Raw genomic sequence first — 14,413 nt, 5'->3', positions numbered from 1 at the left:
TTACTTTACATGATTTTGAAGATCAAATAATGGTCTAAGTTTAACCCCAATGATTGAACCGATAAAGGCTGCTACAAACCATAACCAGCCATGTAAGCTAAAAGAAACAATTCCACTAAAGAAAGCACCGATGTTGCACCCAAAGGCAATTCGAGCACCATATCCCATTAACATTCCACCGATTGCAGTTCCTATGATTGAACGAGTCGAAAATTTCCATTGAACGGGTTTGGTAAAACGTATAGCAAGTGCAGCAGCGAGTAATGCGCCCAATATGATTCCTATATCAAGTACAGAGGTAACATCAGCAAAAATACTCCCATTCAATTCATTAACCCTTGCTGGTGTTTGCCAATATCCCCAACTTTCCACTGGTACGCCGAGTGCCCTCACTATTTTTGAACCCCATAAAGCAAAAGCAGAGGTAATTCCCCATGGTTTTCCAGAGAGAACGAAAATAGCAAATTGAACCAATGCTAAAATAATAACTCCAGTGACTAATGACCAAGGACCTTGGTAGATGACTTTCCAATCCTTGTTTGGCCGTTGATTACTTTTCAACAACTTACCATGTCGTTTACGTTCCAAATACATGGAAATGGCAACAACGATGACCGCTAGAATCATTTGTATAACAATCCCTTGCCAAATTCCGAAATTATTCAGAAAAGAAACTGGGCCAATATTTGGTGTATCCATCCACCATTGAAAATCTTTTGCTCCAAGTACAGAACCAATGATAAAGAAAATTAATGTGTTCAGAGCACGAAGATCACCACCACCTAAGTGGTATAGTGTTCCTGATGCACATCCATCTCCTAATTGCATGCCAATCCCAAAAATGAATGCTCCGAATAAAAGAGAGATCCCAACAGAACTTATATACCCATTAACCGTTTGGCCAAAAAAGGAACCTTGAATTAATAAGGGTAAGAAAAGAAAGCTCCCCAGCATCATTAAAAGCATTTGCACGCGAATCCCTTCACCACGGCGATTTAAAATAAAGTGTCTCCATGCAGAGGTAAAACCAAAATGAGCATGATATAAAGCAATTCCTGCAATGATTCCTACAAAATATAGTGAAGCCTGGCGTAAAGAAACGGCTTGATATAAGTAAACAACACCGATGAAAGCCACAAATATCGTAGCAATTATAATAGAACGATTATATCCTACCCGTGAAGGGGCAGGATTAGCAACGGTTACGTTTGTTTGCATTCAAATCACCTCTTAGTTAGTAGTTAGATCAAGTTCATTCATGATTCTTTCTCTTATCTTGATAAATTCAGTTCCATTTCGATTACGAGGTCTTGGAAGATCAACAATAATCATATCTTTGATATAACCAGGCCTTGGACTCATCACAAAAATTTTATCGGCCAAGTAAATCGCTTCATCAATATCATGGGTAATCAGAATCATCGTTTTCTGAGAACCCAACCATAAATTCATCAGTTCATTTTGCATTTTTAATTTAGTTATGGCATCTAAGGCACCGTAAGGTTCATCAAGCAATAACACATCTGGATCCATAACCAATGCACGGGCTATGGAAGCACGTTGACGCATTCCTCCAGATAACTGTCCTGGATAGTAATCTTTAAAATCTGTTAATCCAACTTTGATAAGAATCGCTTGAATACGTGCTTCCCTTTCTTCTTTAGCAACATTTGCTAGCTCTAAACCAAACTCTACATTTTCACCAACTGTACGCCAAGGAAATAGAGCGTGCTCTTGGAAAATTAAAGTCCGCTCTGGATCAGGCTGATCAATGATCTGTTCATTAGCCATTACCTTCCCTGTGGTTGGTTTTTCTAAACCAGCAATCATTCTTAATGCTGTGCTCTTTCCACAACCTGAAGGACCGACGATGGCAACAAATTCACCACTTTCAACAGAAAAGTTCACATTAGATAATACCTTTAAATCGCCAAAAGATTTACTAACATTCTCCAACTTGATTGTTTGCATTATACTGAACCCCCTCCTCCTGTCAGATCACGCCACCGAAGAAATTTCCTTTTTAACTGCTCAAGAACAAGATGATCTAGAATGAGGGCGATCCCACCAATCACTACAATATTAAGAAGAACTCCTTCCATATCGGCAATTTCCCCTGCATAACTAATCGACCAACCAAGACCAACTGCTGCTCCTCCAACCATTTCACTAGCCACAAGCGATCTCCAAGCATTGCCAAAAGCAACTTGAGCACCTGTTAAAAAAGATGGAAAGGTTTCAGGCAGAAAAACTTTTGTTACTAATTGTTTTTTATTCGCACCTAATACCTTTGCTAGTTCGAGATGAGTGCGATTTATATTTTCTGTCGCATTAATCATCGCTAAAGCCATAGGAAAGAAACTGGCAATCGTGATCACGATGATAATAGGAAGATCGCCAAACCCAAATAAAATAACTAAAAATGGAATCCACGTTATTGGAGGGATTGATTGCAATATTGAAATTACATTTTTTAGATAGATTTTAAATCCCTTCGATAAACCAGACAATAAGCCAAATAAAGAACCTAGAAGACAAGCTAAAGGATACCCAATGATTAATCGAATTAGACTACTTTGAATGCTGTCTAAAAATGCTGGATCTTTTACTTCACTAAGAAATCGCTGAAAGACATTAACTACATCTGGTAATAAAAAGTTTGGTAAAAACCATGCGGTAATTTGCCATATAGCGAGTAGTGTAACAATCGCATAAACATATGGAAGTGTCGATTTTATACTTAGACGCTTGACCTTTTTATTCGGTTTTAATATGGTTTGATTAGCAATAGACTTGATGATTTGTGATTCTTTTTTCACTTGAAGTCACCATCTTAAGATTGTTTTTTGTTTTGCCAAGATAAATCAAGAATATCCTCTACATTTAGAGGTTTTGATAGCATTTGTTGATCTACCATCATTTGTACAATATCTTTCATTTGTTGAATATTCTCTTGAGTAATTTCCCAATTAAAGGTTTGAGCTTCAATTGCTTCAGCGATTAAGTCTACTGAATTGATTCTCCCATTTGTTGTATCGATGGTTTCTGTTTCAATAAAACGTTTTGCCAATATTTTTGCTGCTTCTTTTGGTTGATTTTCTAACATCTCAATCGCTTCTTTTTGAGCATCTAACATCTTATTTATCGCAATCTGTTTTTCTTGAAGAATTTTTCCTGAGGTTATTGCCACCATACATGGGAAAGGCCATTCTTCTCCAACATCATAAAGTGGCGTTACAGGAATGGTTTTACGAGCAATTCGATCATATGGTTCAAAGAGAAAAGCAGCATCTACTTTCCCAGCTGTTAAGGATTGGATCGCCACACTTGGTGAAACATAAACCATATTCACATCATTACGTGTAAGATTACCCTCTTTCAGTACAACACCATTTAGCACGATGTCTGCTGTGCTCCCTTGTTTCTGTGTAGCTAGTTGCTTTCCTTTCAAATCTGGTATCGTCTTAATATTACGATCACTTCGCACTAATAGACTGTGATAACCCATTTGCGCACCGCTGATTACTTTTAAATCAGCACCTTTATCAGCCCATGTAACAGCATTTGTAAATCCAAGCACCCCTGCGTCTAATTGTCCTCCAACAATCGCTTTAATCATTTCAGGCCCACTATTAAAGATTTGAACTTCCACTTCTAACCCATTCTTTTCATAAAAACCTGCATCATAAGCAAGCATCACTTGAGCATCATCCATCACGTTTAAATAACCAATACGTAGCTTTTCTTTTGTTTGTGGATTTGTATTTGCTTGCTGCTCCTTGTTTGCTCCACAGGCGGTTAAAAATAAAGAAATGATCATTACAAACATCCCTACCCACCGTAATCGGCGTGCCCCTAAAATTTTTACCAATTCCATTTCCCCCTTTAACGTATAAACTTGACTAATTTAGTCAGGATTGTCCTTGCATATTGCAAGAAAAAACACCTCATAAGAAGAGGTGTTAAGATAACTCTTCTTATCTTTCAGAACAAATTGTTCTGCTGGAATTAGCACCGTATCATACAAATCGGTTGCCGGGTTTCATTGGGCCAGTCCCTCCACCACTCTGGATAAGAACGTGATAATATGTAATTGATCATACTGTGATTCATAGAAAATCGTCAATCCATTAATGTGCTACAATCAAAAAGTTTTTTCATGATTATTCTAATTATGCAACAACATCATAGCCTTGGTCTTCGATCGCTTCTTTCATTTGTTCAAAAGTTACTTTTCCCTCATCGAAAGAAACCGTTACATTTTTGTTCTCAAGACTAACAACCGCATTGGAGACACCTGCTAATTTTTTTAGTGCCCCTTCTACCGCCATTTTGCAATGATTACATGTCATACCTTCTACTTTAATTACTTTTTCCATTTAAAATCCCTCCATTATAGATGAATGATTATATGAAACCCTTGTTAGGGTAACAAACAATAGTCAATAACTTTGTTTTTTTAAAATTTAATATTTTTTAATCGTAAGGAGTTAAGAACGACTGAGACAGAACTCATTGCCATCGCAGCTCCTGCAATCCAAGGTGCTAATAGACCTGCCATTGCTACTGGAATACTAATTGAATTGTAGAATAAAGAAGCAAATAGATTCTGCTTAATATTTTTTAAGGTCTGTTTACTAATATAGATTGCATCTGCAACCCCTTTTAAGCTCCCACCAATTAAGGTAACATCGGCTGCTTCAATCGCAATATCTGTTCCAGTTCCAATTGCCATCCCTACATCTGCAGTAGCTAATGCTGGAGCATCATTGATGCCATCGCCAACCATGGCAACTGTATATCCTTGAGTTTTTAAGGATTCAACTTCTTTTGCCTTATCTTCAGGCATTACTTCTGCACGAACTTCATCAACACCCACTTCTTGAGCTATACTTTTTGCGGTACGTTGATTATCCCCGGTAATCATCACGACTTTGATACCCATTTCTTTTAATTTGGCAATGGCTTCTTTTGAGTCAGCTTTTACCGTATCAGCCACTGCAAGGATTCCTAATAATTTATCAGGAGTAGCAACTAAAACAACTGTTTTCCCTTGTGCTTCTAATTGAGCCATTTTTTCTTCAATAGCTGCTGGATCAAGTCCAATTTCTCTTACTAATTTACGTGTTCCCACATAAACCATCGTATCGTTCACTTTTGCTTTTAAACCTTTGCCAGGAAGAATCTCAAAATCTTTGACTTGAAGCAAGTCGATTCCTTTTTCTTCTACGCCTTTAGCAATTGCCTTACCAATCGGATGTTCAGACGTTTTTTCAATGGAACCAGCATATTGTAATAATTCCTGTTCACTTGCATCAATCGCAATATAATCTGTTAATTCAGGCTCCCCTTTGGTAATGGTGCCTGTTTTATCTAATACAATCGCATTGATTTTTTTAGTGTTTTCTAAGTGTTCTCCACCTTTGAAAAGAATCCCATGTTCAGCTGCTTTACCGGTCCCAACCATAATAGAAGTTGGTGTTGCTAAACCTAATGCACATGGACAAGCAATAACGAGAACGGCTATCGCATTCACTAAGGCATGTTCAAAATTGTTAGGATCTAGCCAGAAGTAATAACCTAAGAAGGTTAAAATAGCGATGGCCACAACAATCGGCACGAATATCCCCGAAATCACATCAGCCATCCGTTGAATGGGTGCTTTCGTACTATTGGCTTGTTCTACCGCTTTAATAATTTGTGCTAAGGCTGTATCTTTCCCAACCTTTATCGCTTTAAACTTAAAAGAACCATGCTTATTGATTGTAGCCCCAATGACAATATCGCCAACTTTCTTATCGACTGGAATACTTTCCCCTGTAATCATGGATTCATCAACAGACGAATAGCCCTCGATAATTTCACCATCAACAGGGATTTTTTCCCCAGGGCGAACAATGATGATATCTCCTTTTACCACTTCTTTAATTGGAACTTCAATCGGTTCTCCGTTTCTTTCAACCATCGCAGTCTTTGCTTGTAAGCTCATCAATTTTTTAATCGCATCAGATGTTCGACCTTTCGCTAAGGCTTCTAAATATTTACCAAATAAAACGAGCGTAATCAGGACTGCACTCGTTTCAAAATAAAGTTGATGAGTGCCTATAATTATTCCATAAATACTATAAAAGTAAGCAGCAGATGTTCCTAATGCAACAAGGACATCCATATTAGCACTACCATTTTTCAAAGCAGAATAAGCACCATGATAGAATTGATAACCAATATAGAATTGAACTGGTGTTGCTAAAAGAAGTTGAAACCATGGGTTCATGATGATTTCTGGCACCAAATACATAACCCCAAAATGACCCAACATACTCCATAATAGGGGAAGGGATAAGAGAGAAGAAATGATCAACTTGGTTCTCTTTTTACTTAATTCTTTATCCTTAGCAGATTGTTGATCCACTTCATCCTCATGAACTTTTCCATCATATCCTAAGTCCCTAACTTTCTTTATAAAATCATCCACATCTACTTCTTCAGCATTGTATTCGACAACTGCTCTTTCCAGCGCCAGGTTGACTGTAGCAGAGTAAACACCTGGTATTTTATTTAATCCCTTTTCGATTCGTGAGGAACATGCAGCACAAGTCATTCCAATTAGATCTAATTCTACTTTTTCCTTTGCTACACCATAGCCAAGATCCTTTGCTTCCGTCACCATTTTACTCACTCCTTTGATGACTATCTATCTATTTAATAAACAATTTAATAACATCCATCAATTCATCAATCGCAGGATCACCATTACCAGATTTAATTGCCTTTTGGACGCATCCGTGTGTATGTCTCTCTAATAAGGATAATCCAACTTTGTCTAAAGCAGCACGTACAGCTGCAATTTGAATTAAGACATCTACACAATAACGATCATCTTCTACCATCTTGTGAATACCACGCACTTGTCCCTCGATTCGTTTTAAACGTTGAAGAATTTTTTGATTCATCTCATTTGGGTGCATATGCTCATTTAAGTTTTCCATACCCCTACCCCCTTTATGTATTAAATTATACCGTATCTATTGAAGGGTGTAAAGTTAACTCAAATGGAAAATCTATCCTAAAAGTAATTTCTTTATTTCTTTTTCGTTCACTTCAAAACCAATAAGTATTTTTTTCTTTTTAAAAAGGCCAAATAAACCGGGTTGTTGAAAAACAAAGGTAGGAACAATTCTTGTACCAGAAACCTCTTTTAGTAGATCCTCCCTTTCAGGATGAATACTAAGATCATGTTCTACATAGTCAATATTGTGTTGGGAAAGAAACTCTTTCGCCGCTTGACAATCTATTCATGTTGGCCTTGTAAATAGTTCTAATGTAATATTTTCCATCCATATCACCCCCTCAAACCCATAAATCCTAATTCAATTTTAATTCTTTTTTAATTTGTCCAAATCAATATTTTCTCTAAACAAAAATCCATCACAAATTATACCCATACCCCCGTGTAGTATATTATAAATTATAATCTTTCTAATTTAGTCATGTCTATGTCAATATTGTGTCTAAATAGTTAACTATTTTTGGAGAGGAAATTCATAATATCCTCTTAAAACGTTAGTTCCACGTCAAAACCATTCAGTTGGTTCTCAATGTGATCAAAGCGATTGAGTATCTCCTTAAATATTTCCTACACACAAAATCTCCACTAGTATTAACACTCTTCCATCATCTTTTCTATATCTTCTATTAGTTTAGGAATTAACTTTTCCTGATACCCTGCTTTACGTTCTATCTTTATTTGTTCTTTTAATGGTAGTAATTCACTTAGTGTTATTGTCTCTAATTTTTTAAGCCGCGTATCAGATAATTCAACGGTTGACTTTGCTTTCATATATTCATCAACTTCATAATGCCAAAGTTGGACATGTTCGGGGTACCGGTTTTTTAATCTCTCAGCCATTTGAAGGCCCTCAGGGTCATAATCTCCAGAGTAATAAATAATAGCATCATTCTGAACAAGGTAATCTAGTAAAATCAAGGTAGCGAGTTTAAATTGCCCATGAGTGCATATGATTGGTGGAGACTCTTGTAATTGTAATTGGTCGATGATTGCCGAAAAAACACCAGAATTTTCAACAACAAAAACAACATTGGCTTTTCTTGAATGATACGTAACACCGGGTATAAAGAAATGGAGTTTAATCAATTCCCTTAATGCAACATTCATAACATGATTCCCCTTAAATGCCTCCCACCATAACGATTCTGGCGTCCCATCATCGCAAAAACCTAAAATACCAGTGCAAGTGACAAAATTCAATATATCATCGCGAATGATTCTAAAATATTGCATCAATTCACTAACATCTTCAGCCGTCAACGAACTTACCATCTCATAATCTTGGTCTTCCAACTGTCGAATCCATTGTAAAGCCACAATAAGAAACCGACCTTGATCTGTATCCAGGTCAAAACCATGAGGATCTTGTGTCACTTGGTAGGCAAAGATAGGCAATCGAATATAGTCTTTTGTTCTAGTATCTGTCTCTAAACGAAACGTTAAAATAGAAATGGCTTTTATCACTTGTTCCAACTGACTCTTAAATAAATCCCGATCTTTATCATAAGCAAGATGAAATCCTCTTACGCCATTCCCCTTTTCTTGAATATGTTGAAGAAAGCCTAGAGCAAGTGGGTCGTTGTATCGTTGTTTAAATTCCTCAAAAAAATTAGCTTTAAGTCGTTCATAGCGTTCTTTTTCTTCTGCCTGCGATATGATTGGATGTCCAATGTAACCATCTAATAAATCCTTAACATCAACTCCTGCAAACTTTGTCCTTTCAAGTGCCTTTTCAAACTGTGAAAATGCGATGGTGATTGATTTCTCTTTGGAAAAGTCCTTACGAAAAAAAGAGGAAAGTACCTCTTTTTCCTGTTCATTCACATTGACGATGGTAACTTTTCCCCCAATTCTTCCTAGGCTCTTATATTTGTTGATCAATAGTTGAAAAAGTGTTTGAAAACCTTTCTCCTGTTTGAAGTATTTTACCGCTTCACTGGTTAAATGATTTAGCTTATCCATGCATTACTTCCCCTTTTAAACTTCTTTTTATACCATATACTTTATCTTTTCTTGATCCAGACGATTTTCTTCAATCCCTTCGCTTTTCAAAAGTTGCAATCTTCTACCATCCCAGTGGTAGCGAACAACTGTAACATAAGATGCATTCTTCGGTCTAACTAATTCACAGATCGATAATTGAGATACTGTGTCATAATCTCCCCATAAGGCTTGTGAATTAAAGATATAATTAAACCCTAGTTTCTCTACTAGATCAAACATATCACGAATATTATTCTCATCCACACCTGCAAAGGCTTCATCTAAAGAGATGATATATGGTGCGTCATCACGGGCTTCCAGATACCTAGAATAAGCTGCAGAAAATAGCGGAATATACATCGCCATAGCTTTTTCGCCTCCACTAAACGTATAAAAGACATTGTTTGTAAGTTCTCTTTTTGGTTCTCCTTCCCTTTTGTAATAAAGAGTGAATGAAAACCATTTGCGGTAATCCAACATCTCCTTAATCATTTGGTGCAAGGTTTCTCCATAACCTTTTTCTTCAAGTACTTCTTTGGCACGAGTGATCTTAGATTGAAAATGGGTGGTGATACGATTCATATCTTCTGCTTTTAATAGTCTAGAATCAAGACGAAGAAGATCAACTAAATCTTTAGTATCCAATTCTTCTTCTATATCCGCAGTCTTAGGTTTCCATCGAATGGAAAAGGTCAACCCACTTGATGTATCCCTTTCAGACATTAAACGGTTAATTTTCTCCACCCATTGTTCTGCCCGATTAATTCTAGCGCGAATGATTCTCCCTACACTATTTAAAATAATTTCTTCGTATAATTCGCGATCTTTTTCACTTAATATTACTTTTTGCAATTCAATATCTTTATCGATTTGAGTTAAAACATAATAAGGACTGACACGATTACCATTATACTCCATAAGCAGTTGAATTCGTCTTGCCTTCTGTTTTAATTGATCCCATTTCATGATGATGTTTTCATCATCAATACTTATCTCTTCATTGATCTCAAAGATCGTATCTTGGGTAAGACGATATTCTACGAGCACACTCTGTTCTTGATAATAAACGTTTGTTAATCGTTGATTCACTTTTTCGCGATCTAGGTTTTGGAGTAGTGTACCATATTGATTTAAGACTTGTTTAGCACGACTCACAATATGCTCTTCTTCTAACCGAATAGACGAATCCTCGATCACATTCACCAGTTGTAATCGATCATCCTCTGTGAAAATGGTTAACCATTTTTGAAAGAGCTGTTCTGCAAATAAAACCTCTGATTCCTTTTTGTTGATCTCTGCTTCAGTATGATTGATTTGATTGCGTATATCTTGTATGTTTGCGATCAATTCTTTGATCTGAATTGGAATTTGCTTTAATCGTTGAACAATATTTTCAATCAGTTGCCGTATTTCTTCGGCTCCTAACTCTGCTAAACGTTCTTCAATTTGTTGTAACTGAAGATGATATTTCTTTATCTCTCCTTCAATTTGATTCAATTCTCCTTTTAATTCATCAATATCAAACTGAATTTCTTCCAAGTTTTGTTGATATAGCAAGATGCTTTGTTTACTATGTTGATAGTCCTTATAATTACTTTCTAAATCTCGTAGTTCCTGTTGATAATTCAGTATTGATGTTCTTGCCGTTTCATATGCTTCTTCCTGAATAGGCAAGCTGATTTCCTCTGTTAATTCTCGTAATTGATTTTTGATCCTCTGTAATTGTTCAAGCTCTTGTTTTACACGATCATTCTTACGTTTTGCTTCCTCTGCAAGTAATTTGATCTTTTGTCTAGTTTCTACTAATTCTTCATAAACATGTTTTACATCCTTATCTTCTGGAAAATCTAGAAATTCTCGTTCTAAGGTTGCAAGTTTCATTTCCCATCGTTGGGATTCCTGTATCATTCGAATTTTCTCTTCTTCTAGTGCACTGATTTTCTCTTCAATTCGTTGAATCACTTGTAACCGATATTGTTTTCGAGCTTCTTTGCCAATATAGATTGCCTGTGACTGATCAGGGGCATGTCCTTCAATCAGTCCAATCTGATAACGACCCTCTTCATTAATCGAAATGAGAGAATCAGCCTTTTCATCGATAACAATACTTCTTAATACATGATCAATATCCTTTCCTGTTACCTCAATTCCCTCAACCGGTGTTGGATAAAGAAGATCTGCTAACGTATAGCCAAAAAATTGTGGGTTTGGCCGAATGATTCGATCATGAACGAGTTCTACTGAATAAGATTCAGGAATAATCAATGCATCCAATAGACCCATCTCTGTAATCGCTGCTTCAATTCGTTCTCGTTGCGTTATTGACACCTCGTCATGAAACTCTACCGCCGAGTAAAAAGGAAGGTGAGGGATATTTTGTTTCATAAGTTGTTGTCTAGCTTCTACTGTTTCGTAATGTCTTTCTGGTTCTGGATCTTTCTTTTCCTTCCATTCTTTTAATTCTATTTTCTTCTGTTCTATTTCTTTTTGCTTTGTTTCGATTCTTTGTTGTAATTGAATGCTCTCTTTTTGGAGAACTTGATAGACTTCACGATATCGTTTTTCAATAGGAGCCTTAATTTCTTCTAAAGGATATTCGTCATAGATTTGGCCAATTCGAGAGGCCACCATTTGCACATCCTTATCTGACAAATCCAGCTGTTTATTTTGCTGTTGCCATATATGGAAAGCTTCTAAATAACGCTCTCTCTCCTCTTCAAAATATTGCTCCCATTTCCGTTCATTACTCCGCTGATCATCAAGATCTTTATTAACCTCTCCTAACTCTTTTTCTAATTCTTGATAACGTTTTTTGATGATCGAATGCTCCCTAAGAATTTTAAGAATTTCATCTAGTTTTCCTTGATAATCATGAACTTCTTTCTTCCATAAATCAAATTGATAAACCCCTTGGTAATTTCGTTTAAATTCTGGAGCGGCAATCTGATGATTGAAAAAGGCTGCCTCTTCCGCCAGAAACTCCAATTCCTCAAGCGATTCCTGGATCAGGCGATCTGCTTTTTCCTCTTTTTCTGCTTCTATCCGTATTTTATCTTTTAACTCTCTTTCTTTACGCTTTTTTTCTTCTAGGGTTTGTTCCTTTTGCTTTCTTTTGAATTCTATCTGTTTTTCTGCTATTAGTAATTCTTGTTTTTTCTCTTCAGCTTTAAATACATCATGATCTCGTAATTGCTTTTCTTCATCCTTTAGAACTTCTTCTTCTCGCTCAAGTTGTTCCAAATTCCTACTCTGCAAATCCAATTCAGCTTTTAACTCACTCATTCTACGCTGCAATTCTGCTTTCTTTTTGCGTACATTTTCCTGCTCTCGATGAGCCACCAATACGCCATTTGCTTTTTCTACTAGAACAAATTGGTTATATTGATCATATTCTTTACATAAGCGTTTCAAGGATCTTTGGTCTCGAATTAGTTGATCTAATTGTTGCTTGGTTTGATCCATATTTTCGATTGTATCAGATAATGGACGTAATTCTTCATCAGATAGGGCTGGTAAAGATTCATTCAAGATATCATAAATGACAGTTGGCTTAAATTCTTTGGATAATTTGGGACTACGCAATTGAATGAGTAACTTAATCAATTCATCATACGCATCTAATGTTTCAAAACCAAATATATATTTATTTACCAACTCCATATATTCTCTTTGTGTACGAACCACCTTACCACCGTTCTCTAATCTATTTTCTAATTCTCTTCTTGTCAGTGGAATCTTCTCTCCAGCTTCTAGCTTATACAGGAGTATATCCTGTCCGATTCGGCGGTTATCATAGATCACAAATCCCCAGAATTCCATGTTACTTTGTCTTTTAGCCCGTAAGCCAATTCCAGTTGTCAAGTATTGCTCCGTATCCTGACGCTTATATTCAAGATATAAGTATCCTGTTCTCTCATCGCGATCAACGATCCCTTTTTCACCAAGAAGGTAATCCTCCATCTTTCTTGCTTTCGAGCCAAATGGGTCTAAACGGTCGGGACTTTTCTTTCCGTCTAATAATACAGGGAGTAAACTTTGCATGGTGACGGATTTCCCAGATCCATTACTTCCTCTTAAAAGTAATCTACCTCCCGAAAATTGAAACTCTTCCTCGTCGTAATACCAAAAATTAAGTAAACCTGCACGATGAAGTTGCCATTTATTCCCCTTCACTTTCTCCTACCTCCTCATTTCCGTTAAAATCATCTGGATAACGCCCAATCATTCGCACTAATGCTGGTAAAAGTATGACTGCCCCTGTATCCAATTCTCTTCTAGCCAATTTCCAATCCTCTAAAAGCTGAAATAATTTTATTGTGGTTTCTTGAATAGAGGCTTCACGGTGTTCCTTGCTCCAACCTATCCCATATTTTTCTTTGCAAAATCCTACCCATCGTTCAAAATCTAACCAAGTCAATAATAAAGAACCATCCCATTGAATTGGGATCTCATCTTCAACTTGTTGTTCCCGTACAATACTCGAAAATTGCAAAGCAACGTCCATAATTCCCTTATTATCTGGATATAAATGAAAGCGTGCTTTTCGTTCAGGTAATGTGAGCATTGCTGTATTTTTATATAATTCCAATTGAAAGGGTGTATGAGACTCAATATCTTCCCGTAATCGATTCCGATAATTCCGTAGATATTGAAAGTCAGGATCTTGTACTCCTTCACTGTAGAGTACAGGTGACAAGAATAGCTTTCGATAGATTCGATATCTCCTCATCGCTCCTGTATTCGCTTCTTCTCCCATCCACTCTACTTTCAAAATCTCTTCCATAGACTCAAACTGAAATAGGTCCTTTGGATAGGATCGCATAAAATAACGAGAGATGAGCGGAACTTCATAAAGTACTTCATGGTTTTCTGTTTGCGAGAAACCTTCAATATCTCCATCTACAGCCTTTACAATTCCTATCTCTTCAGAAAACTTGAGTACACGAACAAGAGACTTACGATGTTCATAATTGGTCCAATCGATTCCTTCCTCTCTTGGATAAATACTTAACAGGTCTTCGACAATTTCCATTAATAGAAATTGCTCATCAACGGCTTTCCCCTCTAAAAAGGCTAATACACATGCAAACAAGGCATAATCACGTGGATGTATAAACATTTGAATTCCCATCCATGGTTCTGGATCAACTGGAATTTTTTCTAATTTCGCAAAATGGCGATGCACAATGAAACGGTAACCAAATTTTTCCTGAAAATAATCCCTTAATGCATGTTCTCTCTCCCGAATCATCTGGTATTTCTCTGGATCCTTCTCACGTAGAATCCAAAATTGTTCAAATAAATCCTCTAAAACCTCTTGTGCCACTTCATCAAATATCAAATTTTGTTTCTCCATTTTTT

11 protein-coding genes and 1 riboswitch are annotated in these 14,413 nt (G+C 36.6%); all 11 genes read right to left on the bottom strand.

Going from position 1 to position 14,413, the window contains the following annotated elements; translation table 11 throughout:
* The 11 genes from U473_RS02105 to U473_RS02060 all read right to left on the bottom strand — a co-directional run bounded on the left by U473_RS02105 (position 1) and on the right by U473_RS02060 (position 14,408).
* A complete protein-coding gene (locus U473_RS02105) occupies positions 1 to 1,218 on the bottom strand; it encodes a YeeE/YedE family protein (protein ID WP_068722892.1) in 1,218 nt (405 codons plus the stop codon).
* A gap of 12 nt (positions 1,219 to 1,230) precedes the next feature.
* Positions 1,231 to 1,971 carry an ABC transporter ATP-binding protein gene (locus U473_RS02100; RefSeq protein WP_068722890.1) on the bottom strand — a complete coding sequence of 247 codons (741 nt, stop codon included), beginning with the start codon at positions 1,969 to 1,971 and terminating at the stop codon, positions 1,231 to 1,233.
* Complete coding sequence (locus U473_RS02095) at positions 1,971 to 2,819, bottom strand: ABC transporter permease (protein WP_082732319.1); 849 nt, start codon at positions 2,817 to 2,819, stop codon at positions 1,971 to 1,973. The genes U473_RS02100 and U473_RS02095 overlap by 1 nt, the downstream gene beginning before the upstream one ends.
* Positions 2,820 to 2,833: 14 nt before the next feature.
* Positions 2,834 to 3,871, bottom strand: a complete 1,038-nt coding sequence (locus U473_RS02090) for an ABC transporter substrate-binding protein (RefSeq protein WP_235589053.1) — start codon at positions 3,869 to 3,871, stop codon at positions 2,834 to 2,836.
* Positions 3,872 to 3,974: 103 nt separating this feature from the next.
* Positions 3,975 to 4,078: riboswitch (SAM riboswitch) on the bottom strand.
* 94 nt (positions 4,079 to 4,172) lie between these two features.
* A complete protein-coding gene (gene copZ / locus U473_RS02085; protein WP_068722888.1) occupies positions 4,173 to 4,379 on the bottom strand; it encodes a copper chaperone CopZ in 207 nt (68 codons plus the stop codon).
* A gap of 80 nt (positions 4,380 to 4,459) precedes the next feature.
* Positions 4,460 to 6,670 (bottom strand): heavy metal translocating P-type ATPase, encoded by a 2,211-nt coding sequence (locus U473_RS02080; RefSeq protein ID WP_068722886.1) that lies wholly within the window; start codon positions 6,668 to 6,670, stop codon positions 4,460 to 4,462.
* Positions 6,671 to 6,698: 28 nt separating this feature from the next.
* Positions 6,699 to 6,989, bottom strand: a complete 291-nt coding sequence (locus U473_RS02075; RefSeq protein WP_068722884.1) for a metal-sensitive transcriptional regulator — start codon at positions 6,987 to 6,989, stop codon at positions 6,699 to 6,701.
* A 72-nt stretch (positions 6,990 to 7,061) separates the two neighbouring features.
* A complete protein-coding gene (locus U473_RS14095) occupies positions 7,062 to 7,295 on the bottom strand; it encodes a glutaredoxin family protein (protein ID WP_268807447.1) in 234 nt (77 codons plus the stop codon).
* A 365-nt stretch (positions 7,296 to 7,660) separates the two neighbouring features.
* Positions 7,661 to 9,031: a TIGR02679 domain-containing protein gene (locus tag U473_RS02070; protein ID WP_068722882.1), complete on the bottom strand. Its 1,371-nt coding sequence runs from the start codon at positions 9,029 to 9,031 to the stop codon at positions 7,661 to 7,663.
* A 27-nt stretch (positions 9,032 to 9,058) separates the two neighbouring features.
* Positions 9,059 to 13,225, bottom strand: coding sequence for a TIGR02680 family protein (locus U473_RS02065; RefSeq protein WP_068722880.1), 4,167 nt, complete (start codon positions 13,223 to 13,225; stop codon positions 9,059 to 9,061).
* Complete coding sequence (locus U473_RS02060; protein ID WP_068722878.1) at positions 13,212 to 14,408, bottom strand: TIGR02678 family protein; 1,197 nt, start codon at positions 14,406 to 14,408, stop codon at positions 13,212 to 13,214. The genes U473_RS02065 and U473_RS02060 overlap by 14 nt, the downstream gene beginning before the upstream one ends.
* Positions 14,409 to 14,413: the final 5 nt, after the last annotated feature.

Origin of the sequence: Tepidibacillus decaturensis (assembly GCF_001561915.1) — a bacterium.
Classification (GTDB): domain Bacteria; phylum Bacillota; class Bacilli; order Tepidibacillales; family Tepidibacillaceae; genus Tepidibacillus_B; species Tepidibacillus_B infernus.
The sequence above is the reverse complement of the archived record's forward strand: the minus strand, read 5'-3'. Positions and strand labels throughout refer to the sequence as shown.